The following is a 25,308-nucleotide window of genomic DNA, read 5'->3' as shown; positions in this document are numbered from 1 at the left end:
CGACAGTGAACGGCAGCCACGCCGACGGGCGCATCGTCATCGTCGGAGGTGGGGTGGTCGGCACCTCCCTCGCCTTCCACCTCACCCAACTCGGCCACCGCGAGGTGGTGTTGATCGAACGCGGCGAACTCGGCGAGGGAACCACCGCCTACGGGACGGGCGGCATACGCCAGCAGTTCACCTCCCGCGTCAACGCCCAACTCGTCCGGCGCTCCGTGGACTTCTTCAGCGAGTTCACCGAACGCACCGGCGAGCCCTTCGACTTCCGCCAGCACGGCTACCTCTTCCTGCTGGACGACGAGAACACCGCGGCGGCCTTCGCGACGGCGGTCCGCACCCAGAACGAACTCGGCGTGCCCTCCCGGCTCCTGACCCCCGAGGAGGTACCCGCGCTGGCCCCCGGTGTCCGCCTCGACGGTCTGGTGGGCGCCGCCTACTGCCCCACCGACGGCTCCGCCTCACCCACCGACGCCACCGCGGGCTTCGCCCGGGCGGCGCGCCGCCGCGGCGCCGACATCCGGCGGAACACCGAGGTCACCGGCTTCCTCCGGGACGCCGACGGAACGGTCACCGGGGTGCGCACCACCACCGAGGACGTGACGGCCTCCACCGTCGTCATCGCCACCGGCCCGCAGGCCCGCGCCCTCGGACGGCTGGCCGGGATCGAGCTGCCCGTCGCCCCGCACCGCAGGCAGGCGTTCGCCATCGCCCCGCTGCCGTGGATCGACGCCGCCCAGCCCCTCACCGTCGACGTGGGATCGGGCGCGTACGTCCATCCGGAACACGGCGGCTCCGCCGTCGTCGGCGGCAACGACCGCGAGACACCCGAGGGCACCGACACCAGCATCGACGAGAGCCGCGTCGAGCCGCTGCTCGAAGCGCTCGTGCACCGCTGGCCCGGCATGACCGAGGCCGCCGTGGTGCGGGGCTGGGCCGGACTGCGCGAGATGACGCCCGACGACCACGCCCTCGTCGGCGCCTCGGAGGTACCGGGCCTCTGGGCCGCCGTCGGCTTCTCCGGCCACGGCTTCATGCAGGCGCCCGCCGTCGGCGAGGCCCTCGCCGAACTCCTCCTCACCGGAGGCTCCCAACTCGACCTGGCACCACTGCGGTTGAGCCGTTTCGCCGAGGGCCGTCCGGTGGACGAGGGCGTCAGGTTCTGACCCGCGCCACCCGGCCGCCGCCCCGGCCCGCTCCACCGTCCATCCCGCTACCCCGCCCATCCCCGCGCCATCGGCCCGCTTGCCCGCTTGCCCTCTCGCCGTCCCCCGTCCCCCGTCCCCCCGTCCCGCCGTCTCGCCGCCTCGCGGCTCCCCGCGCCGACCGACTGGAGAACCCCACCATGACCGCAGCGACCCTGCCCCCGTCCACCCCCGCCGACGGCCCGAGGCGCGGCGCCGACCTGCTCGTGGAGTGCCTCGTCGCGGCGGGCGTCGACACCCTCTTCGGCGTCCCCGGCGACACCGGCGTGGTGTTCTACGACGCGCTGAGCCTGCGCGCCGACCGGATCCGGCACATCCTCGCCCGCGACGAGCGGCACGCCGCCAAGATGGCCGACGCCTACGCCAGGACCGGCAACCGCGTCGGCGCGGTGGAGGTCTCCAGCGGCGGCGGCACCACCTTCGCCGTCGGCGGACTCGGCGAGGCGTACGCGGCCGGTGTGCCGGTGCTGCTCATCACCTCCGACATCCACACCGCCAGCCGGGGCTCCGGCGCGCTGACCGAGATCGACCAACTCGCCCTGTTCAGCGCCGTCACCAAGTGGCGGGCCCTCGCCGAGGACGCCCGCGACATCCCGGCACTGCTCGACGAGGCGCTGCGCCAGGCCACCACCGGACGCCCCGCACCCGTCGCCCTGGTGCTCCCCGAGAACGTGCTGGACCAGCTGGTCGAACCGGCCGAGGCGCGGCTGCCCGAAGAACTGACCGCGCGGGCCACCGCACTGCCCCGCACCCGCCCGGCGGCCGAGGCGGAACGGGTGCGGGAGGCCGCGCGGGCACTGTCCACGGGGAGCGCGCCCGCCGCGCTCGTCGGCTCCGGGATCCACGTGTCGGAGGCGCACGGAACCCTGGCCGCCCTCGCCGAACGGCTGGCCATGCCGGTCGCCACCACCATCCACGGCAAGGGCGCCATCCCCGACAGCGACCCGTGGTCGGCCGGTCCGGTGGGCAACAACGGGGCCCGGGCGCACGCCAACACGCTGCTGGCCGAGGCCGACGTGGTGCTCCTGGTCGGCACCCGCGCCAACGCCACCGACACCAACAGCTGGACCGGGCCGAGCCGGAACGGCCCCACCGTCATCCAGATCGACGTCGACGCCGACCGCGCGGGCCGCAACTTCCCCGGCAGCATCCCGCTCGTCGGAGACGCCGACACCGTGCTCGCCCAGCTCCTCGACGCCGTCGACCGCGCCCCGGACGCCGTCCGCCAGATCCGCCGGGAGGAACTGCGGGCGGCCAACTCCGCCTGGGAGGCGTCGCTCGGCAGCGTGGGCGGCGAACGCGCCACGCTGCCCGACCTCCCCGACGAGCAGCTGCTGCCCTCCGACATCGTGCGGATCCTCGCGGAGGAGCTGGGCCCCGACACCCTCGTCGTCGCGGACCCGGGCACCCCGACGCCCAACACCTCGGTGTACTGGCGGACTCGGGACGCCGGGCGCACCGTCATCGTGCCGCGCGGGCACGGGCCCATGGGGTACGCCATCCCCGCCGCCGTCGGTGCCAGCCTCGCCCGCCCCGACCGCCGGGTCGTCGCCCTCACCGCGGACGGCAGCTTCGCCATGGCCTGCGGCGAGCTGGAGACCATCGCGCGGCTCGGAGTCCCGGTGCTCTACGTGCAGTTCACCAACAACAGCCTCGGCTGGATCAAGATGCTCCAGCATCTCTACACCGAGCGGCGGTACTTCGGCGTCGACCCGGGCACCATCGACGCGGTGGCGGTCGCCGAGGCATGCGGCGTGCGCGGGATCCAGGTGCGGGATCTGGGCAAACTCCGGGAAACTGTACGAGAGTTCGCCGCGTCCCCGGCCCCGCTGTACGTGGACGTCCAGGTACCGCACATGATCGACCACCTGCCCCCGGTACCCGCCTGGGAAGCCGCGCTCGCGGGCGACACCGAACGCCCCGTGTACTGACAGACGAGACCGAACGAACCCGTGCCGCCACGCCGGACGGCACACACACCAGCCCCGGGCAGGCCGCCCGGGGCGGACGGGGAAGGAGCCGCATGGCTGACACGCTCGGCCCGAAGCCCACCACGGAGACCGCCGGTGGACGCACCGAGGAGATCTACTGGCAGCTGCGCCAGGAGATCGTGCACGGCACCCTCCGCCCCAACGAGGCCTTGGTCGAGGCGGACATCGCGGAGCGGCTGAACGTCTCCCGAACGCCGGTCCGGGAGAGCATGCAGCGACTCGCCGCCGACGGCCTCATCGCGTCCCGCCGACGCCGCTGGTTCGTCCACGAGTTCAGCCCCGAGGAGGTCGCCGAGATATACGAGGCCCGGGCGGCGCTGGAGGGCTACGCCGCCCGCCTCGCCGTACAACGGGCCACCGAGGACCAGCGCGCCCGGATCCTCGCCTGCCGCGAGGACGCCACCCTCGTCGCGGACGGCCTGCCCACCCGCGACCGGGTGGAGGTCAACGAGCGTTTCCACTCCCTCGTCACCGCCGCCGCCAACAACGCCCGGCTGGCGAACCTCATCGAACGCAACCGCTCGTTCTACTTCAACTACCAGGTGGCGGCGCTCTATTCGACGGAGGACCTCGCCGAGTCCTCCCGCCAGCACAGCGATCTCATCGAGGCCGTCTGCGCCGGGGAGGCCGACCTGGCCGAACGGATCGTGCGGGAGCACATCGCGCACGCCCTCTCGGTCATCGTCAAGAAGCTGCCCTGACCACGAAACCCCTCGCGTCCGCCCGGTATCCCGCTGGTCGTACGACACCCCGGCCCACCCCTTCCAGGTCCGGACACCGTGAGGTTCGGGCGCCGCGAGGTTAGGGCGCCATGAGGACCGGACGCCTGAGGGCCAGGCGCCGTGAGGGCCGGACGGACTGACGGCGGGGGGTGAGACTCGGGCGGAGATCGGGCGACGGTCGGGCGGCGGTCGGGCGGGGCGGTCCCTCGGACGGCCTTTCTGGCCGCCCCGTCACAGGGCCGGGCCGAGGGCCCACGACGGCCGGGCCGACGGGCCGGGAGGGGCGGACGGGGACGGACGGGATCGGTGGGGACGGACGGACGACAGGGGCGGACGGGGCGGGTGAAGGGTCCTGGGACGTCCGGAATCCGCTGGTCAGAGCGGCGTGACGGGGCGCTCCAACAGGCGCTGCCGTCAGTGGGGTGGACCACTGGCGGTCCGCGCGCCGTCTGGTCCTCCCCGCCACACGCTGGGACGATGTGGCTCTTTCGCACTTCTGTACGGCCGCCGGGCCGTCCGCACGCACCGTAGAAGGAGAGCGCCACCATGAACCAGCCCGCCACCACCCGCAGACAGCTCCTCGCCACCGCCGCTGCCGCCGCCGTGATCGGCGCCGCGGGGAGCGCCCTCGGCTCCCCCGCCGTGGCGGCCGGGCACCGGAACCGGGCCAGGGCGATGCTGCGGAAGATGTCCGTGGAGGACAAGGTCGGACAGCTCTTCGTCGTCGAGGTCAACGGACAGACCTCGGACCAGGCGCACCCGAAGAACGAGGAGCTGTTCGGGGTCTCCACCCCGGAGGAGATCATCACCAAGTACCGCCCCGGCGGCGTCATTTACTTCGACGCCCGGCGCGGCAGCGACAACCTCCGAGAGCCCCGGCAGGTAGCCCGGCTCTCCAACGGCCTCCAGCGCGCCGCCCTGCGCACCGGCGCCCGCGTGCCGCTGCACGTCTCCACCGACCAGGAGGGCGGCAGCGTCGTCTACCGGATGCTGGAGCCCGCCACCCAGCTGCCCGGCAACATGGCGCTGGCGGCCGGCGCCCTCGACGCCTCCACCGACGACGTACGGCGCGCGGCCGAGATCATCGGTGCCGAACTCGCCGCCATGGGCATCAACCAGAACTACGCGCCGGTCGCCGACGTCAACGTCAACCCGGACAACCCGGTGATCGGCGTCCGTTCCTTCGGCGAGAACCCCGACCTCTGCTCCTCCCTCGTCAGCGCCGCCATCCGCGGCTACCACGACGGCGACACCGCCACCGCCGCCAAGCACTTCCCCGGCCACGGCGACACCAACGTCGACAGCCACTACGGCCTCCCCGAAATCCCGCACACCCGGGAGGAGTTGGAGGAGCTGGACCTGCCGCCGTTCCGCGCCGCCATCGCCCGCGGCGTCGACACCATCATGACCGCGCACATCGTGGTGCCCGCCCTCGACTCCTCCGGCGCGCCCGCCACCATGTCCCGGCCCATCATCACCGGGCTGCTCCGCGAAGAGCTGGGCTACGACGGGCTGATCGTCACCGACGCCCTCGACATGGCGGGCGCCTCCGAGGAGTTCCCGCCCGACGTGGCGCCCGTCCGCGCCCTCAAGGCGGGCGTCGACCAGCTGGTGCTGGCCCCCGAGATGGACACCGCGCACGCCGCCGTGCTCGCCGCCGTCCGCTCCGGGGAGATCTCCGCCGAACGGCTCAACGCCTCCGTGCTCCGCATCCTCGAACACAAGCTGCGCCGGGGCCTGTTCCCCAAGCCGTACGTGGACGAGGAGCGCGCCGCCCGGCTCGTCGGCAGCGAGGCCCACCTCAGGGACGCGGCGGCCATCACCGACCGCACCATGACCCTCGTCCGGAACGAGAACGGCACCCTCCCGCTCTCCGGCACGGAGCGGCGCGTCCTGGTCACCGGCTGGGGTGGCGACCGGCTCGACACCCTCGCGGGGCTCATCGCCAAGCGCCCCGGACAGCGGACCACCACCCTCGACACGGGCAACTCCCCCACCGAAGCCGTCATTTCGGAAGCCGTCCAGGCGGCCGGGGAGCACGACCTCGTCGTGGTGCTCAGCAACCTGGCCGACGGCGGTTCCGACAAGGGCGCGGCCCAGGCCACGCTGGTGCGCTCGCTGACGGACAGCGGCACCCCGACCGTCGCGGTGGGCGTGCGCAACCCGTACGACGTCAACCGCTTCCCGAAGGTCCCCGCCTACCTCGCGACCTTCTCCTACGGCCCGCCCACGCTGGTCTCCCTCGCCCGCGCCCTCTACGGCGACATCACCCCCGGGGGCAAGCTGCCCGTCACCATCCCCACCGCCAAGGACCCGGCGAAGGCCCTCTACCCCTACGGTCACGGCCTCACCTACTGACCGGACCCGTCCGCCCACCGGGCGGGCCGCCGGCCCCTGCCGACAGCCCGCCCGGAGGGCCACCCCTCCAACCCGCCCGGCAACTCCGCCCGGCAGTCCGCGCGGTGGCGCGACGGACCGTCGAACTCCCTCAGGCGGCTGGGCCGTTGCCGCCGTCCCCGCCGGGACCGGTACCGCCCCCACCGGTAGCGTCGCCGCCACCCTGGGAGCCTCCCTCGGAACCCCCTTCGCAACCTTCCGCGGAACCGTCCTCGGAGCCTCGCCCGGAACCGTCCTCGGAACCGTCCGGGGAGCCTCGCTCGGAGCAGGCGACGGAGTCGGACGGCGCACCGTCGTCCAGGGTGATCGTCACCCGCCCACCACCGGGCCGCACTCCCTCCAGACGCTCCGCCACCCGGCGGTAGACAGTGTCCGCGAGCGCCCAGTCCGCGTCCCACTCCGGCTCGTTGACGATCGCCTCCCGGAGGACACCGAGCAGCGCGATCAGCGAACGCCCCGACAGCGGCGCCGCGACCCGGTCGTACGGCAATTCCTCCACCCGCGCGGGCAGCCGCCAGTGCGGATGGTGAGCGGTGAGCACCACCAGGTGCTCCCAGAGTTCCCGGTGCCCGACCAGCACCACCGAGGAGATGCCCGAGGCCGCGGTCAGCAGACGCCCGTGCTCCTCCGACAACCGGGGGCCCGAGGGAACGTCGGGTTCCGTCCGCTCCCACACCAGCAGCCGCAGGGCTTCCATCCCCTCCTCCAGCGCCTCGACGGTGGCCCGCTGCTGCCGCGCCTCCGCACGCACCGCGGCCAACTCCCCGCACAGCACCGCCACGTTCTCGCTCAGTCCCGCCAACTCCCCGCGCACGCCCTCCTGTACGAGCGCGGCGACCCGCTGCACCAAGCCCTCAGCGTCCGGCGCCGCCCCCGTACGGTCCTCCGCCGTGGACGCCTCCGCGCCCTCTTCCGGGGACCGGCCCATCCGCCCCGCACACTCGCCGTGTCGCCCGTCCGCTCCGCACTCGTCGAACTCGCCGTGCTGGCTGTACTCGCCGTGCTCCGCGTGTTCGCCGCACTCCACGCGCGCACCGGTGGAAGCGCCGTTCCGGACGGTTCCGTAGCCACCCTCCGGAACGGCGACGGTCACGCGGGCGGACCCGAACGACCGCTGGGCGGCGTCCGACTCCCTCGGCGCCGCCGACTCCGGCGCCTCCGTCATCCCTGACGCCTCCGCCAACGGGCCTGACACGACGGCCTGTTGCCCATTGACGGCCGTCCCGTACGCCTCGGCGGCCGAGCCGTCCGGGTCCCTCGGACTGGCCGGGTCACTCGGGGCAGCCGGGACGAACGGGGTCTCGGTGTGCCCCGGTTCGGCGGGCCCGGCGCCAGGGCGCGGCCCGGGAGAGGCGATCAGGTCTCTCAGCTCCCGGATCTCACTCCGCATCCCTCCGGCCTCGTCCCGCAGACAGGCGACGGCCTCCCGTACCTCCGTGCCCAGCTGGTCCCTGCTGTTCACCAGCCGGTTCTTCGTCTCACGCAACTCGGTGCGCATCTTGTTCAGTTCGGCGCTCACGGTGGACTCCGTCCGCTTCCGCGCCGTCTCCCCCGTCAGCTCAAGCTTCTCCACACCCTTGCTGACGGCCTCCCGCAGCATCTCCGCGTTGTGCGTCACCGTCGTGTGCAACATGGTGATGCTCGCGGAGAGGTCCCCCTTCTTCTCCCTGCCTGCCAACCCAGCCCCTCGCGTCCGGTAGTCGATCAACAACAGTGCGTACCCTGCCCGTTGGGGCACCCCTTCCACGCACGCTCCGCGAACCTGGCCGAAACGAGCCCACCGGGAGCTACCCGGACGATCCGAACACGGATCCGAACTCGCCGCCGCAGTCCGGAAACACGCACCACACCGCGCCGTCGTCATCCGTCCCGGCGGCCGCCTCGCCCCCGTCAACTGCTCCCCACACCCACGGGAGTTCCGGCCACCCCGCCCCACGCACCACACCGCACCTCGCCATGCCAGGTCGCATCGATCCGCACCGGGGCGCGACAGGTCGCATCCGGTCGCATCGGACAGCCGGACCCCGGCACCCGGTCGGGGCCCCGTGCGCGGGTCCCGGGGTGCGTGCCGGGCCGCCCCCCCGGGTGAGTGCAGGGCGCACGGAATCTGTTGTGCGCGGTCTTCCCAAGACCCTTACCACTCGGTAAGAACCGTAGGTAACAGTCGCTGCCCCGGCAGCTGTCCGGGAAGGAGAGCACCCCATGGCACGCGAGAGACGAGCAGCCCCACACTCCCCACCCACCCGCCGGACGAGGCGGTCGACCGGCCCGATCGCGGCGACAGCCGCGCTCCTGCTGGGAGTTGGCCTGCTCACCGGACCCGCCGCCGCCGCGCCCGCACCGGCCTCGGACAAGGCGGCGGCCACCCCCTCGGCCACTCCGCTCACCCCCGAGCTGGAACGCCTCCGCGCCGAGGAAGCGCGGAAACTCTACGGAGACCCCGGCGAACGACCGCTGGAGGAGCGGAAGACCTCCCTGATCTCCCTCGGCGACAGCCAGATCTCCGGCGAGGGCGTCGGAAACTACGAACCGGGCACCGACGGCCCCGACAACTGGTGCCACCGCTCCCCCGACGTGGCGGTGCACCGCACCGGCATCGACGCCGACGTCACGTACAACGTCGCCTGCTCCGGCGCCAGTTCGAAGAACATCCGGATCGGCGGCGAGAAACAGTACGCCGACGAACTGGTGCAGAGCGACAGCCTCGCCATCACCGCCCGCAACACCCGCCTCAAGCAGATCACCCTCGTCGTCGGCGCCAACGACGACCTCCAGTTCGGCCCCGTCATGACCGACTGCGTCGTGCGCTGGCTGACCCTCCAGGGCCCCTGCCAGAAGAAGTACGAGGAGGGCTGGCAGGACCGCGTGGACGGACTCGTCCCGAAGGTCGAAGCCACCGTCAACGACCTCAAGACCGTGATGCGGGACGCCGGTTACGCCGAGGACGACTACCAGCTCGTACTCATGAGCTACCCCAGCCCCATCGGCCCCGACTTCCGCGACAACCCCGACTTCCCCGGCAAGCTCGTCTGCGGCGGCACCGGATACGACAGCGACACCGCCTGGGGCCGCGACCACGCCGTCCCCGCGTTCCAGAAGGGCCTCCGCACCGCGGCTCAGAACTCCGGCGCCACCTACCTCGACGCCTCCCGCCTCTTCCACGGCCACGAGGTGTGCACCGAGGACACCCGAGCACGCGGCCTGCACCTGGAGTTGGACAACCCCGTCCCGCCCGACGAGAACACCGCCCGGCAGTCCTTCCACCCCAACAAGCGCGGCCACGGCGCCTACGCCGAATGCCTCACCCAGATCTACCAGGCCCACGGCGACGGCGTCCGCGAGGCGTCCTGCGCCGACCAGCCGGGCACCGGCAAACCCCGCGTCCACCCCACCGCCTGGGACGACGAGTTCACCCCGCTCCGCAACGCGGCCACCGGCGAATGCCTCGACGCCCGCGAAGGCTCCTCCCGCAACGGCACCGCCGTCGGCGGCTGGAAGTGCGCCGACCCCGGCCCCGACGGACAGGCCGGACAGCGCAACCAGGGCTGGTGGCTGGACGGTTCCAACGGCTCACTCGTCTCCGAACTCAGCCAGGACCGCTGCCTCGACATCCCCAAGGGCGACATCACCGAGGGCGCCGAACCGACCCTCTACAAGTGCTCCGGCGCCGACAACCAGCGCTTCGAGCACCGCGCCGACCAGACCATCCGCCCCACCACCAACCCCGACCTCTGCCTCACCCTCACCACCCCCGAATCCCCCCTCACCCTCGCCCCCTGCACCTCCACCCCCACCCAACACTTCACCACCTAACCCCAGTTGACCCACCGAAGCCGGGCCGGTGACGCCCACCACGACCGCCACCGGCCCGGCCAGCGGCACAACAGGTCACCATCACGCCGCCACACGGACACCCTCGCGACATGAGGCGAGGCAGCCGCCCCGTCGCACGGGACACGAACCACCGGGTCCCGACGACTACGCCTCGACCGTGACGTGGGCGAGGAAGTGCGTCCAGCCCAGCCGACCAACCCTCACCTCAGGACGACCGACGTCTTTGGAGTCCCCGACGGCCACCCCGCGATGGACCCGTGCGACTTCCAGGCAGGTGTTGTTGAGCCGGTCGCAGTACGAGCTTCGACGCCAACCACCGCGAGACGGCATACCCATAGCCACTTTCTCCTCCTGAGCGAGCGATCCGACACAAGAGCGGACAGAGAGCACCACCAACCAGACCACCAGCCCCCCAAGAACGCCACAGGGCACCGCGCAGACCATCCCCCGCGCGGGGAGCAGGTCAGCACCGAATCGGGGTCCCCGCACGCAAGGGTCCATCCCCGCGTGCACGGGGAGCAGGTGCTGGGTCCGCCCCTTGCCGATCTTCATCAGGGTCCATCCCCGCGTGCGCGGGGAGCAGCACTGTTCGCGGGGTCCATCTCTCGGGGTACGGGGTCCATCCCCGCGTGCGCGGGGAGCAGCCAGTGGCGGTCGCCCGGGTTCCGGGACCGCGCGGGTCCATCCCCGCGTGCGCGGGGAGCAGTATGACTGGTTGGAGGAGCGTTGCGGATATTGGGGTCCATCCCCGCGTGCGCGGGGAGCAGTGGAAGGTGGGCTTTCGGCCGCAGGCCGAGTCAGGTCCATCCCCGCGTGCGCGGGGAGCAGCAGTGCTTCCGCTGGTAGGCGAGCATCGCGACGGGTCCATCCCCGCGTGCGCGGGGAGCAGGTGGGAGAAGGCACCAGCCAGGAAGCGGGTGAGGGTCCATCCCCGCGTGTGCGGGGAGCAGGCCAACACCCTCGCGAACACGGATGACTCCGTGGGTCCATCCCCGCGTGCGCGGGGAGCAGAGCTCGGGGAAGTCGACCTGCGGCAGCATCCCGGGTCCATCCCCGCGTGCGCGGGGAGCAGCATGCTCTGCCAACTGCTGGCGCGGGCGCCGCGGGTCCATCCCCGCGTGCGCGGGGAGCAGGGACGCTTTCAACGGATCGCGCGCTTCACGGCGGGTCCATCCCCGCGTGCGCGGGGAGCAGATCAAGGCGCTGTCGGCCCTCGCGGTCCGCAAGGGTCCATCCCCGCGTGCGCGGGGAGCAGGCCGCTGCCGCCACCTCGACGCAAGGGAGGGGGGGGTCCATCCCCGCGTGCGCGGGGAGCAGCCTCTCGCTCTGCTGGGTGATGCCCTGGATGCGGGTCCATCCCCGCGTGCGCGGGGAGCAGACCTCGTCGATGGTGACGAGGGTCAGGGGCATGGGTCCATCCCCGCGTGCGCGGGGAGCAGCGGCCCGCCGACGGCGGCGGGGAGCCGGGATCGGGTCCATCCCCGCGTGCGCGGGGAGCAGGGGATCGCCGCAAGGACAGGCCGCGCCCACCAGGGTCCATCCCCGCGTGCGCGGGGAGCAGTGGCCGTAGCCCATGCCCTTGAGCTGCCAGTCGGGTCCATCCCCGCGTGCGCGGGGAGCAGAACCGGACCTCGCTTCGGGGGATGGTGATGGCGGGTCCATCCCCGCGTGCGCGGGGAGCAGGACGCGCTCTACGAGGTCGATCCACAGGCGTGGGGTCCATCCCCGCGTGCGCGGGGAGCAGGACGCGCTCTACGAGGTCGATCCACAGGCGTGGGGTCCATCCCCGCGTGCGCGGGGAGCAGCCCGCAGCGCGCCGCCTCCACCAGCCCTTTCAAGGGTCCATCCCCGCGTGCGCGGGGAGCAGACCATGGCGGCGCCGTTGTCGGGCCGGTCCCGGGGTCCATCCCCGCGTGCGCGGGGAGCAGTTGAGTTCTCAAACACCTAGCGCTCTCTTCAGGGGTCCATCCCCGCGTGCGCGGGGAGCAGACGCTGCCGCCCCACTCGATTTCAGCGGTGACGGGTCCATCCCCGCGTGCGCGGGGAGCAGGCGGCGGATTCGCTGCGCAAGCAGGCTGACGCGGGTCCATCCCCGCGTGCGCGGGGAGCAGAGGAGCTGCCCGGTGGGCACGTCGGTGCCGTCGGGTCCACCCCCGCGTGCGCGGGGAGCAGCGGTCCGCTCCTGGGAGCAAGGGAGGAACGCCGGGTCCACCCCCGCGTGCGCGGGGAGCAGCCGACGTTGTGCTTGGGGAGGGTGTCGGTGTCGGGTCCACCCCCGCGTGCGCGGGGAGCAGGTGCCGCCACCAGCCCGAGCCCCGCCGTCCCCGGGTCCACCCCCGCGTGCGCGGGGAGCAGTGGAGTTGAGCTGGGGGTTTGTCACGTGGTGGGGCGCTGGGGTTCCACTTTTGGGGAATCGATCATTTTTGACATCCTTCGCAATGAGGTCATCAGTGTGACGTCCGGGTCGTGGGGGTCGCAGAGGGGCCCCGGACCGTGAATGGGAGTGTGGGCGTGGAGTGGGTGGTCATCTTCGGCCGTAGCGGCGGCGTTTGGCGGCCTTGCTCCAGCCGGAGCGCGGCGAGGTCGCTGAACTCTGCGTCGATGCTGTGGCGTTGGGGCGGTGGATGAGTGTGAGCCCGTCGTGGTCGGTGGGTTTCCAGGAGTGGTCGTGGGTTTCGAAGGCGTAGCCCTGTTCGGTGTTGGTCTGGTAGGCGAGCAGGGCTCGACCCTGGCCGGTGTACTCCCGTACTTCCGCCCAGAGTTCGTGCCGTACCCGAGTGGAGGGTGAACCGAGGAAGACGCCGGGAGAGATCTCCAGCAGCCAGCGGGTGAGGAATCCCCGTAGCCCGGCGGGGCAGTTGGTGAGGACGATGACGGTCACCAGACGATCTCCTCGCCGTAGTTTCGGCCGCTCGCGAGGCGCACGTCGCCGTCGGACTGGAGGGCGGCCTGGTCGTCGTGTTCCGGGTGGCCGCCAGGATGAGGCGATCCCTTGCCGCCGCGTGTGGCGTAGGGCGCGAGAAGGCCCTGGATGTCGCGAACACAACGCCCCAGGAGATCCGTCGTGTTGATGCGGTCACGGAGGGCGCGGCGGGTGCGGCTGGCCACCTCCTCCTCGCCTTCGGCCGCGGCGTCGAAGGCGGCGGGGATTCCGATATCGGTCTTGTACAGGTCCGCGACGTCCATGACGAAGGAGCGTTCGTGTCCGGCGTGGACGAAGCCGAGTCCGGGGGAACAGCCGAGGGCGATGACGACGGCATGGGCGATCCCGTACATGCACTGCGCGGCGGCGGTGACGGCCTGGTTGGGGGCGTCTCCGGCGGAGAAGTCGTCACGGTTGAACTCCCTTGTGCGCCAGGGGACTCCGGTACGCGAGGACTCTTCGCGGTAACACCTCCGGAGCCGGTCGCCCTCCTTGCCCATCAGCTCCTTGCGGGTGAACTGGGCAACGTCGAGGTCAGGGAAGCGGAGGGCGTACATGGCCCGGGCTACGTCCAGGCGGGAGCGACGGTTGGCCCAGGCGGTCGCCTGCGCTTCGACGAGGGCTGAGGAACGGGTCAGGGCTCGGCCACCCGCGTAGTAGCGCACGCCGTGTTCGCCCACCCAGACGACGCCCGCACCGGAGTCGCCCAACAGGGACATGGCCTGGTGGGTGACGCGGGTTCCGGGGCCGAGGAGCAGGGTGCCGATGGTGGCCGAGGGGATGTGCCGGACGCCCTCGGTGTCCTCGGCGGTGATCGCGTTGTCCTGGCGGTGCACCACGCACCGTTCGAGGTAGACGAAAGACATCCGGTCCTGGACGCGGGTGAGTTGGCGTGGGGAGGAGGCTCCTCGGGAGCCGAGACCACTCATGGTCACCTCACCGGAGCGAGGGTCATGAGGCCACAGCCGTATGCCTTGGCCTTGCCGAGTCCGTGGGTGAGGGTGCGCCGGAGGAGTTCGGGGTCGGTGATCCGCAGCCGTCCGTCGAAGGTGACGCGGGTGATGCGGACGTCCTCCGCGCGTTGCTCCCGGGGTTGTCTGCGGAAGCGCAGGGGGCGGTAGTCGCGGACGGCGAGTTGGTGCTCGTCACCCTCCTGGGCCAACTGCCGTTCGGGGGGCTTCGGTAGCACCTCGAAGCCCGCACTCTGCTGCCGCTCAAGCAGCCACGTCGTCTGGTGTTTCGGGGTGCGGTGGGCGAGGCGCTTGGTGCGTGCGCCTTCCGGCTGGCCAGGGAGACGGACGTGGTGCACGGGGTTGGCGGTGAGCCGGAAGCCCCAGACGTCGCCCTGGTTGAGGCCGCCGAGGAACGCCCCGTAGTCGTAGGTGTCCCAGCCGGGGACGTCCGAGGCGGGCCAACCTGCCTGCTCCACAAGGTGGGTGAGGTCGGGGCGGTCGGGGCTGACGATGAACAGTGAGGTCTGGTGGGATGCGTCGTGGTCGAGTCGCCACAGCACACGGGGGCCCGCCCCGTCCCGCCCCGGTGGGCGCGGGAAGGACATGCTGACCGCGCCGTGCAGCAGATGCGGGGAGCCGAACAGCCTCCGGGCGTCGGCTCGCGCGATGTTGGCGCGGAAGCGGGTCAGGTACATCAGTCGGTCCTCGGCGTGAGCGGGCGGAGGTGGGGGGTGGGGTCATGGGGTACGGGGTCCGCCGCCCCGGCCCGTCCGGGGACGGGTACGTCGAGGGTGCGGATGGGACGTGGCGCGTATCGCCGGTGCGTGGGCGAGAAGCTGACGGGCAGGTCGTGGGCGGTGACGTCGGGACGCTCGGCGGGTGGGCAGTCCAGGAGGAGTTCCAGGGTGTCGGGAGTGCCCACGACGGCCCGCCGCGTTCTGGTGGCGTCCCGAAAGCCCTCGCGGTACCAGGGCGCGGCCTGCCACTCCGCCTGGCGCAGCGCCCCTTCCAGCCTGGTGTCGATCGGTGGGCCCATGGTGAGGGGCCGGGACGGCGGGCAGGAGCGTCGACCGAGGAAGGGCAGGAACACCGGGTCGTGTAGAGCCTCGTACAGCGCCTGGATCAGGGGGAGTTCGCCTCTGACGCCCGCGACGAACACCGCGTCGGCCAGGTAGTAGCGCTCGGAGATCGGCATGGCCTTGCCGGTGTCCAGGTGCCGCGCGGTCTGGAAGTCCCGTACGCGAGTGCCTGGTTGGTCGACGCGGACCCCGAACTCCAGTCGGGCCAGGTCCGTGAGGTCGTGCTCACGGTCCCGACCCTGTGCGGCCGCGAGTAGACCGAGCACTCCGCTCTTGGTGGGCACCTGCTGGGTGGCGCGGCGGGCGAAGCGGGAGGCGGAGCCCCAGGACTGGAGGGGTCCGGAGAGCCGCAGGAGCAGCACGCTCATCGCGTTTGCTCCACAGCGGTGTTGGTGCCCGCCGCCAGCCGTTCCGTCATCGTCGAGCCGACCGCTGTCAGCAGCTCGTCCAGGGGGAGCTGGGTACCGAGGGCGGAGAGTGCGGAGGTTTCGTCTCCGAAACGCAGGACCCAGCTGTGTTCGGCGTCCGCGAGGCCGAGTTGGTGTTCGAGGTCCGAGGCGTGCTTGGCGAGGCGTTCGCAACTGTTCTGCATGTAGCCGCCGTTCTCGCCCCGGGGCACGGGCTCCTCGAAGGCGCCGACGAAACTGACGGGGCGGCGCGAGCGGAGTTTCACCACCGCGGCGGCCGGAACGGTCTGGTGGGCGAATGAGTTGGACTTCCCGTTGGGCAGCGACAGAAGGAAGTTCTCCAGGAAGGCGACGACCGCACGCTGAGTCGGTTCCTCGGCGCCCTTGTTCTTGAGGCCGCCCAGGTTCTGCCGGAGCTGGTTCACATCCAGGGCCGCGTAGCGGTACAGGGTGGCGGAGTTGAAGTCGACGGTGCCGATCATTCCCGCTCCGGACTCCTCGGCTGCCTTGCTGCGGTCGTCCACGGCGGTGAAGTAGTCAGACTCGATCTCGCTGCCGTGGACGCCGAGGGCGTGGGCCACCTGTACGGCGGCGTCCACCGTGAGGTCGGCGGAGTCCGCGACCATCCGGCCGAACAACGCGATGTCCACGGAGTGTCGCGTGTCGACGGCCTCCTTGACGCGCGAACGGTTCTCCTTCGTCTTAAGGAACTTCTTCAGGGCCTCGACACTCTCGGCTCCGGCGCCTTCGGTCCCCGCACCCTCCGTCGCGAGTGCCGCGAGCGCGTCGAGCTGGAGGGCGCTGAGAAACAGCAGGTAACTGGACTCCGGTGCGGGCTCCTGGGCGCCCTCCTCCACGTCCTTCTTCTGCCTGCGCGGAGGAACCTCGATCTTCGTGCCGGTCGCGGTACGCAGGGTCTCGGCGGCGAGTTCCACCGCTACCGGCCTCAGCGCGGGAGCACGCTCGGTGATGCGCTCTCCCAGCAGCTCGGCCACCTTCCGGGTACGGACGCCGAGTTCGGATGGTGGGAGTGTCTCGTTGAAGCCGAGGCGGGTGGCGCGCTTCCACGCCTGGCTGGAGACCCTGGCCCGCCGCACACCGCCGTAAACGGCCGTCTTGGGCATGCCGGTGTCGTCCCGGTTGAGATTGCTCGGCGGGACCGTCTGAAGGACGTGGATGTCCAGGATGGTTCGTGTCATCACAGCTCGATTCCTCGATAGGGGTGTGGGTGAAGCGGAGCACGTCGGAACAGACCGGTCTGGACGGCGCGTTGGTCGCGTCCTCACGGTGGGCAGGGACCCACGGTCGAACGTCCCCCACCCCACCGTGCGACGTGGCGAGTGTCACTCGCCGGTGTCGTCTTCTCCCGCGCCGTCGTACCCGTAGCCAACGAACTCGTCGTCCTCGTACTGGTCGTCGGCGTACTCGTGGTCGATGTCGCGTGGTGCGGGGATGGTGGGAGCGGAGGGGTCGGTGGCCCCCTCGGGCGGCACCGCACCGCTGTCCGGGCGCTGCTCGGCCGTGGGGCGGTAGGCGGCGAGGTGGAACTCGCGGCCCCACTCACGGCTGACGACGTTCCGCTCCCCGGTCATCTGCCAGCGGTGCAACTGGTCGGCGAGGCGCACGTAGTCCAGCGGCACACGGTCGTTGCGCAGCAGCACCACGATGTCGCGCAGGCGAACGGCCAGCGCGTCGAAGGAGGTGGACGAGCCCAGCCGGACCAGGCGTTTGCGGGCGGGGTGCCGGGCCTCCCGTTCTGCCCTGCCCTCCGTGAAGTCCTTGTCCCCCTTGCTCTTCCGCCGTCCGCCCCGGCCTGGCTTGGTCCGTCCGTCCCCGGTCGCCGTGGACTCCCCGTCATCGTCCCCCCGTTGGGGGGCCATCAGCGCGCGTACCGACCGGCCCAGTGTCCATCCCTTCTGGTGCATTCCGGCGCTACGGGACGACTGCTGGTGCAGCGCCCAGAGCGTGACGGCGAGGTGCACCGCCTCCTCGGCGAACAACGCCGAGCTCGCCTTCCAGGTGCCGGGGACGGTTCGCGTCGAGCCGAGGACATCGGCGTAGTCCCGGTAGACGTCGGGGAGTTCTTCCAGCCCGGCCTGCGCCCACAGACCGGGATCCTCGTGCACGCGGCGGCCCACCCCTCGGCGGATACGCGCGAGTTCGGCGACGGCGTGCGGGTCGTCGGCCTGGTAGGTGCGCTGGAGCTGAACGACGCAGCGGGCGGTGGCGAGCGCCGCGGGACTGCGCGGGAGACGCCGGGAGTTCTGCTCGGACTGGGCGTCCGCCCCGGATGAGGATGGACTGGTCATGCGGGTGGCTCCGTTGAATGGGTGGGTTCGGACGTGTCCGGACGCGGGAGACGGTGGCGGACGGGCGGGTCAGGCGGGGTCACGGGCGGGTCAGGCGGGGTCGGTGGCGAAGCGCGAACCGGGCCGGGGCAGCGTTCCGTTGAGGTCGCGCAGGAACCACAGTTCAGCGCGGGCCGCGTCCACCCAGCGCTTCGTCTTCTGATGCTCGACGAGCCGTCCCGTCTCCGCCGAGTCTCCCGCCGTGTCGAGTAGTTCGCGACCCAGGTCGGTGAGGATCCGCCGGGCGGTGCGCCGCCATTCGTCCCGGGCCCGCTCCGGGGAGGGGACGGCGGCGAGGCCGGCGAGCCAGCGCCGGTACGGTCCGTCCAGGGCGCCGTAGCCCCGGTCGCGCGCCGCGGTACTCGGGGCGGCCGGGTCGGAACCGGCGGCGCGAGCCAGGTTGCCCGCCAACTGTCCCAACGCGCGCACACCTTGCTCGGACTCCCGGACCGCGTCCAGCGCCAGGGTGCCGTACTGCGGGTACTCCTCGTGCAGGAGGATGACGGGGAGGGGGATCTCGTCGTCCACCACCTCGTCCACCACGGACTGCTGGGTGCCGTACACCGCGCCGATCGCGCGGGTGCGCAGCAGCGTGTGCGCGGGCAGTTCGCCCTCGTTGGCCAGCATCGCCAGCCACCGCACCACTCCGGAGGTCCGCCGCTCGGGGACGTCCCGGCCGCTGTCGGCACCGGTCGCCAGGTGGGGAAGCACTGCCTCAAGTCCCCACCAGGCGGCCCGACTCGGGTCATGCTGGAGCGGCATGTGGACTGCCTTCAGACCGTGTTTCCGCTCCTGGGCGGGGCTCCGCCGCCAGCCGGTCATGGGCTCCAGGTCCCAGCGGTTGTGCGCCGTGAGTGGGTCGCCGTATCCGAGGACGACGCCGGTGACCTCCTCGCCCTCGGTGTGGAGCAGCATCCTCCGGGACTGCCAGGTGTACAGGTCACGTGGCCCGGTGGGTCGCGCGGTCTCCGGTTCCTCGTCCAGGTCGACCGCGCCCGGCCCGGGCTGCTGACGACGCCAGATCGGACGGTCCAGCGCGCCACGCCCCGGGCGCAGGATGTCCACCTCGTAGGGGATGAGGTTCAGCAGGAGGGTGTCACGGAGCGTGTCGCCCTCGGCGAAGACGCCGCCGAGGTTGCCGGTCCAGCCGACCCCCTGCGGATAGACCTTCCCGCTCTTGACCCGACTGTCGTCCACCATCCCGGACTTGATGCCTGACACGTCGAACGCGTGGGCGTGCACCACCCAACGGGCCGCCTCCGCCAGCCCCAGACGGTCGGCCCCGGGTCGGCGCATCGAGAAGAACGCCTCGCCGCTCGGGACGTCGGCCACGATCCGGTTCAGCGGCGACACCTCGTGCTTCGCCGTGTGCAACCCGGCCACCTGGAAGAACGGCTGCTCAGGGTGGAGCAGGTCGAAACGCTCCCGGTGGCGCTCCAGATACTCCGGCACACCCCCGAACGGGTCCTTCGCCTGCCACAGCCGCTCCCAGTCCTCCTGGTCGACCGGCCCGTCCACCGCGTCGTGCAGGATCGCCAACAACAGACGGAGCAGGGCTAGTTCCTGCGTCGGCAGGTCACCGACCAGCCGCCGTATCTCCCCGGCCCGGGCGAAGACCTCCGTCAGCGACAGCTCCGTGAACTCCCCGTCGGTGCGCAACGCCGTCAGCCAGGGTCGGGTGATGAGGTCGAACGACCGCCGCATGGACTCCACTTCCTGTGTCGGGGGCGACTCGAAGGGCCCCACCAGGAGCCCGTCGGCGCGGCTGTAGCGGACGTCGAAGCCTGCCAGCCGGGTCTGACACTCCTCGTCCAGAACCAGAATCAACTCGCCTGCCAGCCACGGGCATTCGGTAGTGCTCTGCCACGCCGGGACGTGGAAGCGCTCCAGTTCGTCGAGTGTCCGATCGATGGTGCGGCTGTTGCAGAACTGGGCGGGGAGCGTCAGCGCGCTCGCCGCCACCGCCTCGGCGGCCCACCGGGGTGGCGGCATGTGCTCGGGCAGGCTCAGGCCGCCCCGGCCGCCCTCCAGCCAGCTGAGGGTCCTCAACCGCCCGTCCCGGCAGCGCTGGACGAGCAGCACCTCCAGGTTCTCCCGGGTGTCGCGCACCTGGGCCCGGCCGGTGCGGCTCTCGTCCGTGTCTCCCACGGCGCCGTACAGCCAGCCGACGATCGGTCGCCCCGCCGGGCGCACCGGGCCCAGCCGGAAGGGCTCCGCCCGTTCCCGCTGCTCCGCCACGGCATCGCGTTCGGCACTCGCGGCCTTGTCCAGTACCGGCGCCCAACTCTCCGGCCCCACCGGCGTCTTCCCGTACGCCTCCTGCACGAGCGGGCTGATGTGCTTCGGCAACACCAGTGGCGCGCCGTCCAGATGAGGACCGAGCACCGCCAGCGCCCGCAGCAGGTGGTGGGCGCGGTAGACCGCGATCGATCCACGGGCCAGGCGGGGCGGGTCGGTTCGCCAGTCCACCCCCGTCACCAGGCAGCGTGCCCGCCTCAACGGGGTTGGTCGCGGGCGTGGATGACGGTGCAGCCGCCCCATGCGCTGAAGCGCGAGGTCAACCGGGGCCAGATCCGTCACCAGTAGATCGAAGTCCACGTCGAGCGACTGCTCGACGACCTGGCTGGCGACCACGACGTGCGGACCGGCCGGACGTGTCTCGCTGTCCGGGCCGAACCGCTCCCGCAACTCGGCATCGTTCCGCGCGCGGTCAGCGGCGACGAAGCGGGAGTGCGCGACCGTCACCGCACCGTCGCCGAACCGCTCCCGCAGCACCCGCGCGGTGTCCAGCACCCGGGCGACGGTGTTCCGTACCACCAACGCACAACCGCCGTCGCGGAGTTCACGCTCAAGACGGTCCGCGAGGACCGGCAGCCCGTCCGCCAGCCGCTCCAGCACGATCTCGGTCCTGCGCCCGGCCGCCGCCTCCGGGCTCGCCGTCCGTACCGGGCCACCCGGCGCCACCGCAGTGATCAGTGGGTACACGGTCCCGGTCACCCCCGCGCCGGTCGCGACGCCCCCGTCGGGATCGGGGGCCGCGGGGGACACCACCTCGCCCACCGGTATCGCGTCAGACGAGACGCCCGCCGGTGTCGCGTCCGGCGGCGTCGCGTCCGGCGGCGTCGCGTCCGGCGGCGTCGCGTCCGGCGGGTGGCCCTCGGAGACTTCGGCCGCCTGCGCGTGCGGTCGCCCGGCCGGGCAACGAGGGGCCGAGTCCGTCCCCGAGTCGGTCTCCGGGGCGGAGAGGGAGGCGGAGTCCGGCGGGGAGACGGACGCGGAGGGCGAACCGAGCGTCGTCACACCACCGTTCGCGTAAGCGGCCAGCAACTCCCGTCGTCGCCCCTCCGGCAGGGTCGCGGAGAGCAGCACCACCGGCACCCGGTACGCGGCCAGCCACCCCAACACCCGGTCGAGGTAGGTGTTCATGTACGTGTCGTAGGCGTGCACCTCGTCGACGACGACCACCTTGCCCGCCAACGCCAGGTGCCGCAGGGCGAGATGGCGGCTCTTCAAGCCGGCGAACAGCACTTGGTCGATGGTGCCCACCGCGAAGGAGGACAACAACGACTTCTTGCGCCCACGCAACCACTGGTGCGCCTGCAACTCCGCGGGATTGTCCCGGCGGGCGTCCCGGGCCCGCTGGATCCGCGTCGCGCCGTCCGACTCGACCGCCGCGATCCGCCGACGTCCCACCTCCAACAGCCCGGCCCAGACCTCGTTCAGCGCCGCCTTGGCGTGCGCGAGCGTCACGGACGTGGGCCCCACCGACGGCAGCCGCTCCAGCCAGCTCAGCAGTCGGGGGAACATCGCGTCCCCCGTCGCCCGGGTCGGCAGCGCCACCAGGACACCCCCGGCGCCCGAGCGCGCCGCCAGGATCTCCGCCGCCGCGAACCCCGCCTCGGTCTTGCCCTCGCCCATGGGCGCCTCGATCACCAGCATCCCGCCAGTGTCCAACTCCCTTGCCATCCGCACCGCTTCGGCCTGCACGGGTCGCACCCGCGCCCCGTGCGGCAACGCGAACCGCTCAGCGAACAGTTCCTCCACCGAACCAGCGGGCTCCGACGGCACCCAGGGCGGCGGGAGATCCAGCCCCGTCCAGGCGGCGGTCAACCGGCGCGCCTCGTCGAACCCTCCGAAACCTGACTCCGGTTCGTACGGAAACAACTCCGCCGAACTCGCGATCCAGTCCGAGACGATGACCACCGCGCTCAGAAGGACCTGCGCCGTCTGCGGAATCCGCGCCGAACTCCACTCCGGAAAGCGTTCGTTCGTTCCGGAGACGCGAGCGCACTCGTCCAGCAACTCGAACTGCGCCTCCCGCCACACTCGTTCGCTACGCCCCGGAGTCCGCAACAACCGTGCACGCACACGCAAAGCATGAATCTGCTCCTGCGAGGGTGGCGTCCCGTGGTGGCCGCCCAACACCACCGCCAGTTGCCCGGCCACGCGGTGCCGCCAACCAAAGCGTTCGAACAGCCACTCTTCCAGCAGCAGTTGACTGGCCAGCCCGTGCGGGGCCATACGCCGATCCTGACCGAACTCCCTCCGGTACGGCATCTCCAGGCCCCGGTCCCGCATACGGTCTGCGAGCGTGTCCACCTGACAGGCGAACGCCGGGGTGCACTTCCCCACGTCGTGCGCCCCCGCGAGAAAGCGCACCAGCTGTCGCCCGTCCGCCACTCCCCCCGGTAGCCCCTCCCCCAACAGCGCCCTGACGTTCTCCGGCAGCCACTCGTCCCACAACCTGCCAGCGACGGCGGCGCTGTCGGCCATGTGCCGCCACAGCGGCAGCCAGCCGTCAGTTCGCCGGTCGTGCTTGCCCCAGGCCCTGCGAGCGGGGGCGGACAACCGCGCGAACGGGGAACCCCGTTCGCCGTCGCCCTGATGCATGGGGCCATTCGACATGTCGTAGACCTACTCGTTGCGCGGTGTTCGGAACAACACTCAAATTGAACGCAGTTGACCACTCGCGCCCACTAGCGTCCACCGACCGATCCCCCACCTCCGCCGGGGCAGAAGCTGAGCTGTGGGCCTCCGCGCATCGACGGATGAGGACCATCCCCGCGCGGGCGGGGAGCAGTTCAAAGTAGGTCACGAAGGCCAAGTCAGATGGGGTCCATCCCCGCGTGCGCGGGGAGCAGCACACCAGCCCGCTCAGCACTCCCGCGCGGACGGCTCGTCCTTGAGAACCACCCATCCCGCCTCCCCCTTCTCTCCCCAGTCCTCGACGGTGACCGTGACGATGAACTGCTCCGGTTGCCCCTTCGGTAGCGGGCTGACCTTTCCGGTCTTGCGGTTCACGCTGTGCCACCGCGAGATGTCGAGGCAGTCGCGGATTGTGGCCATCGCCAGCCGGCCATTCCGGGCAGGGGTCACCTCCGTGACGCTGGCGTCGTGCCGCGGCTTCCCGCGGTATCGGTACCCGTCCTTGGTGACCTGAGCGACACCCTCCTGGGCCTGCACCAGCGCGGCGCCGCTCGCGTAGCCCTCCAGCTTCGTGCCCTTCGTGGTCCCCTCGCTGTAGGCCTTGACCTGCTCCGTCCAGTAGCCCTCGTACGCCTTGAGGATCTTCTGCTTGACCTGATCCTTCTCCCCCGTAGAGGGACTGGCCGCGGGCGAGCTGGCGGCGGTCGACGCCGAAGACGGACTGGGGGAGGAGGAGGGTTTATCGTCCGAGGACGACGAACCGGAGCCCTGGCACGCCGCCGCACTCAAGGACACGGCCGTGACCAGACTCAGCGTGTACAGCCCACGTCGTCGAGGCGATCGGTGTGAGCTGCTGTGATGACGGTGCGTCACATTCATCCTTCCGGGGGATCGTTGGCCGTGCCAGATAGATCAGGGGCGCCTGACCGGCGCCAGCCGGGGCGCGTCGCTCCGCTCGCGGCAGCCACCGGCCCTCCAGGGCGTGCGCCAGTATCACGCTCCGCTACAGCCGTGTACACCCGCACCTGCCGCCCCACCAGGCTCCGCAAGCCTCCCGAGGCTGGAAAAGCCATTGCCCGGCACATGACAGACCATGCGCGCATCGATACCGCGCAGTTGCCCACCATCACAGGGTCCATCCCCGCGTGCGCAGGGAGCAGACGAAGTCGGGGCGCATCGGGGCTTCGGGGACGGGTCCATCCCCGCGTGCGCGGGGAGCAGCCAACACCGTCACCTCGACACAGGGGAGGGGGGGTCCATCCCCGCGTGCGCGGGGAGCAGCGCCCCCGCCGGACCATCACTCCGAACGGACGCGGGTCCATCCCCGCGTGCGCGGGGAGCAGGAGGGTCACCAGCGGGTGAGCCTCGGGAAGACGGGTCCATCCCCGCGTGCGCGGGGAGCAGAACCGGTGCACGGTGCTGCCGTTGGCTGCCGCGGGTCCATCCCCGCGTGCGCGGGGAGCAGGTCGCGAACTCGGCGGGGCGGATCTGGTGGTCGGGTCCATCCCCGCGTGCGCGGGGAGCAGCTGGCCTCGCGCCTTCAGGAGTTCGAGGCCCCGGGTCCATCCCCGCGTGCGCGGGGAGCAGGTCTCGGGCGAGGAGTCGACCCCCTCTTCGGCGGGTCCATCCCCGCGTGCGCGGGGAGCAGATTCGCTCGCTGAGCGCAGGTCGGCAGGGAGGGTCCATCCCCGCGTGCGCGGGGAGCAGACATTGGTGGGCCCGAACGCCGTCCACAGGTGGGGTCCATCCCCGCGTGCGCGGGGAGCAGGCGGCATGGCCTCACTGGCACCGCGCGAAGCCGGGTCCATCCCCGCGTGCGCGGGGAGCAGGCGGCATGGCCTCACTGGCACCGCGCGAAGCCGGGTCCATCCCCGCGTGCGCGGGGAGCAGGCCCGGCCGCTGACCTCGGACGAGGTGACCGAGGGTCCATCCCCGCGTGCGCGGGGAGCAGCTTGTCCGCAAAGTGAGTCTGCAATCCGCGAGGGGTCCATCCCCGCGTGCGCGGGGAGCAGAGGAGTGCGATCTGGTGTTCTCGCGACGTGACGGGTCCATCCCCGCGTGCACGGGGAGCAGCCGGTCCGCGTACGGGTGCCGGCCCCGCTCGCCGAACAGGGGTCCATCCCCGCGTGCGCGGGGAGCAGCGCCCTGGCAGCGTACGCACAGTTGCTTGTTGTGGTCCATCCCCGCGTGCGCGGGGAGCAGATGTCCCACAAGTCACGCGTCAGCGGCGTCCCGGGTCCATCCCCGCGTGCGCGGGGAGCAGTCCGGCCGCACCCGTTCCCCGCACGCGGGGAAGGGTCCATCCCCGCGTGCGCGGGGAGCAGCCGAGGCGGCCCAGCGCCGCACGGGAGTCGCCGGGTCCATCCCCGCGTGCGCGGGGAGCAGAGGGGAACGGGGAGGACCGACAATGCGGCGAGGGGTCCATCCCCGCGTGCGCGGGGAGCAGGTAGCGCGCCTCGATGCGGCCTGTGGAGCCGCGGGTCCATCCCCGCGTGCGCGGGGAGCAGGATGGAGATGGATCTGTGA

General features: G+C 71.9%; 15 protein-coding genes and 2 CRISPR repeat arrays (1 of these 17 cut by a window edge). Of the genes, 5 read left to right on the top strand and 10 right to left on the bottom strand.

The window, feature by feature from the left end:
- Positions 1 to 5 precede the first annotated feature (5 nt).
- The 4 genes from E0L36_RS04430 to E0L36_RS04415 all read left to right on the top strand — a co-directional run bounded on the left by E0L36_RS04430 (position 6) and on the right by E0L36_RS04415 (position 6,273).
- Positions 6 to 1,163, top strand: coding sequence for an FAD-binding oxidoreductase (locus E0L36_RS04430; protein ID WP_180927509.1), 1,158 nt, complete (start codon positions 6 to 8; stop codon positions 1,161 to 1,163).
- 179 nt (positions 1,164 to 1,342) lie between these two features.
- Positions 1,343 to 3,133 carry a thiamine pyrophosphate-binding protein gene (locus E0L36_RS04425; RefSeq protein ID WP_180927508.1) on the top strand — a complete coding sequence of 597 codons (1,791 nt, stop codon included), beginning with the start codon at positions 1,343 to 1,345 and terminating at the stop codon, positions 3,131 to 3,133.
- A gap of 92 nt (positions 3,134 to 3,225) precedes the next feature.
- The gene (locus E0L36_RS04420) at positions 3,226 to 3,894 is read left to right on the top strand and encodes a GntR family transcriptional regulator (RefSeq protein ID WP_180927507.1); all 669 of its coding nucleotides are present in this window, start codon (positions 3,226 to 3,228) and stop codon (positions 3,892 to 3,894) included.
- Positions 3,895 to 4,461: 567 nt separating this feature from the next.
- On the top strand, positions 4,462 to 6,273 hold the full coding sequence (locus tag E0L36_RS04415; protein ID WP_180927506.1) for a glycoside hydrolase family 3 protein: 1,812 nt from the start codon (positions 4,462 to 4,464) through the stop codon (positions 6,271 to 6,273).
- Between the two features lie 130 nt (positions 6,274 to 6,403).
- Here E0L36_RS04415 and E0L36_RS04410 read toward each other — a convergent pair whose 3' ends face one another.
- A complete protein-coding gene (locus E0L36_RS04410) occupies positions 6,404 to 7,990 on the bottom strand; it encodes a hypothetical protein (protein ID WP_180927505.1) in 1,587 nt (528 codons plus the stop codon).
- A gap of 524 nt (positions 7,991 to 8,514) precedes the next feature.
- Here E0L36_RS04410 and E0L36_RS04405 point away from each other — a divergent pair.
- The gene (locus tag E0L36_RS04405; protein ID WP_180927504.1) at positions 8,515 to 10,125 is read left to right on the top strand and encodes a ricin-type beta-trefoil lectin domain protein; all 1,611 of its coding nucleotides are present in this window, start codon (positions 8,515 to 8,517) and stop codon (positions 10,123 to 10,125) included.
- 165 nt (positions 10,126 to 10,290) lie between these two features.
- Here the strand turns inward: E0L36_RS04405 and E0L36_RS04400 are convergent, their stop codons facing one another.
- The 9 genes from E0L36_RS04400 to E0L36_RS04355 form a co-directional block, all read right to left on the bottom strand.
- A complete protein-coding gene (locus E0L36_RS04400; RefSeq protein ID WP_258015893.1) occupies positions 10,291 to 10,482 on the bottom strand; it encodes a DUF397 domain-containing protein in 192 nt (63 codons plus the stop codon).
- A gap of 97 nt (positions 10,483 to 10,579) precedes the next feature.
- A CRISPR array of direct repeats spans positions 10,580 to 12,501; the repeat unit is 29 nt; unit sequence GGGTCCATCCCCGCGTGCGCGGGGAGCAG.
- A gap of 169 nt (positions 12,502 to 12,670) precedes the next feature.
- On the bottom strand, positions 12,671 to 13,027 hold the full coding sequence (gene cas2e / locus E0L36_RS04395; protein WP_180927503.1) for a type I-E CRISPR-associated endoribonuclease Cas2e: 357 nt from the start codon (positions 13,025 to 13,027) through the stop codon (positions 12,671 to 12,673).
- On the bottom strand, positions 13,024 to 13,998 hold the full coding sequence (gene cas1e, locus E0L36_RS04390; RefSeq protein WP_180927502.1) for a type I-E CRISPR-associated endonuclease Cas1e: 975 nt from the start codon (positions 13,996 to 13,998) through the stop codon (positions 13,024 to 13,026). Before cas1e ends, cas2e begins: the two co-directional genes overlap by 4 nt.
- Positions 13,999 to 14,000: 2 nt before the next feature.
- Positions 14,001 to 14,717, bottom strand: a complete 717-nt coding sequence (gene cas6e, locus E0L36_RS04385) for a type I-E CRISPR-associated protein Cas6/Cse3/CasE (protein ID WP_180927501.1) — start codon at positions 14,715 to 14,717, stop codon at positions 14,001 to 14,003.
- Complete coding sequence (cas5e, locus tag E0L36_RS04380; protein WP_180927500.1) at positions 14,717 to 15,469, bottom strand: type I-E CRISPR-associated protein Cas5/CasD; 753 nt, start codon at positions 15,467 to 15,469, stop codon at positions 14,717 to 14,719. Before cas5e ends, cas6e begins: the two co-directional genes overlap by 1 nt.
- A complete protein-coding gene (gene cas7e, locus E0L36_RS04375; RefSeq protein WP_180927499.1) occupies positions 15,466 to 16,707 on the bottom strand; it encodes a type I-E CRISPR-associated protein Cas7/Cse4/CasC in 1,242 nt (413 codons plus the stop codon). Before cas7e ends, cas5e begins: the two co-directional genes overlap by 4 nt.
- Positions 16,708 to 16,851: 144 nt before the next feature.
- Entirely contained in the window at positions 16,852 to 17,817 is a 966-nt protein-coding gene (gene casB / locus E0L36_RS04370) for a type I-E CRISPR-associated protein Cse2/CasB (RefSeq protein ID WP_180927498.1), read from the bottom strand.
- Between the two features lie 90 nt (positions 17,818 to 17,907).
- The gene (casA, locus tag E0L36_RS04365) at positions 17,908 to 22,746 is read right to left on the bottom strand and encodes a type I-E CRISPR-associated protein Cse1/CasA (protein WP_258015892.1); all 4,839 of its coding nucleotides are present in this window, start codon (positions 22,744 to 22,746) and stop codon (positions 17,908 to 17,910) included.
- Positions 22,747 to 23,010: 264 nt separating this feature from the next.
- Positions 23,011 to 23,577, bottom strand: a complete 567-nt coding sequence (locus E0L36_RS04355) for a hypothetical protein (RefSeq protein ID WP_180927497.1) — start codon at positions 23,575 to 23,577, stop codon at positions 23,011 to 23,013.
- A 336-nt stretch (positions 23,578 to 23,913) separates the two neighbouring features.
- Positions 23,914 to 25,308: direct repeats of the CRISPR family, unit length 29 nt; unit sequence GGGTCCATCCCCGCGTGCGCGGGGAGCAG (it continues 225 nt past the right edge of the window).

The sequence above is a fragment of the Streptomyces sp. AJS327 genome (genome assembly GCF_013450295.1).
Taxonomy (GTDB): domain Bacteria; phylum Actinomycetota; class Actinomycetes; order Streptomycetales; family Streptomycetaceae; genus Streptomyces.
Note: the sequence above shows the minus strand (reverse complement) of the source record. Positions and strands in the feature narration are given on the sequence as shown.

Coding starts and splice junctions, on each gene's coding strand:
- E0L36_RS04425 (WP_180927508.1), top strand. CDS start 1,343: ATGACCGCAGCGACCCTGCCCCCGTCCACCCCCGCCGACGGCCCGAGG.
- E0L36_RS04420 (WP_180927507.1), top strand. CDS start 3,226: ATGGCTGACACGCTCGGCCCGAAGCCCACCACGGAGACCGCCGGTGGA.
- E0L36_RS04415 (WP_180927506.1), top strand. CDS start 4,462: ATGAACCAGCCCGCCACCACCCGCAGACAGCTCCTCGCCACCGCCGCT.
- E0L36_RS04405 (WP_180927504.1), top strand. CDS start 8,515: ATGGCACGCGAGAGACGAGCAGCCCCACACTCCCCACCCACCCGCCGG.
- E0L36_RS04400 (WP_258015893.1), bottom strand. CDS start 10,482: ATGGGTATGCCGTCTCGCGGTGGTTGGCGTCGAAGCTCGTACTGCGAC.
- cas1e (WP_180927502.1), bottom strand. CDS start 13,998: ATGAGTGGTCTCGGCTCCCGAGGAGCCTCCTCCCCACGCCAACTCACC.
- cas6e (WP_180927501.1), bottom strand. CDS start 14,717: ATGTACCTGACCCGCTTCCGCGCCAACATCGCGCGAGCCGACGCCCGG.
- cas5e (WP_180927500.1), bottom strand. CDS start 15,469: ATGAGCGTGCTGCTCCTGCGGCTCTCCGGACCCCTCCAGTCCTGGGGC.
- cas7e (WP_180927499.1), bottom strand. CDS start 16,707: ATGACACGAACCATCCTGGACATCCACGTCCTTCAGACGGTCCCGCCG.
- casB (WP_180927498.1), bottom strand. CDS start 17,817: ATGACCAGTCCATCCTCATCCGGGGCGGACGCCCAGTCCGAGCAGAAC.
- casA (WP_258015892.1), bottom strand. CDS start 22,746: ATGCATCAGGGCGACGGCGAACGGGGTTCCCCGTTCGCGCGGTTGTCC.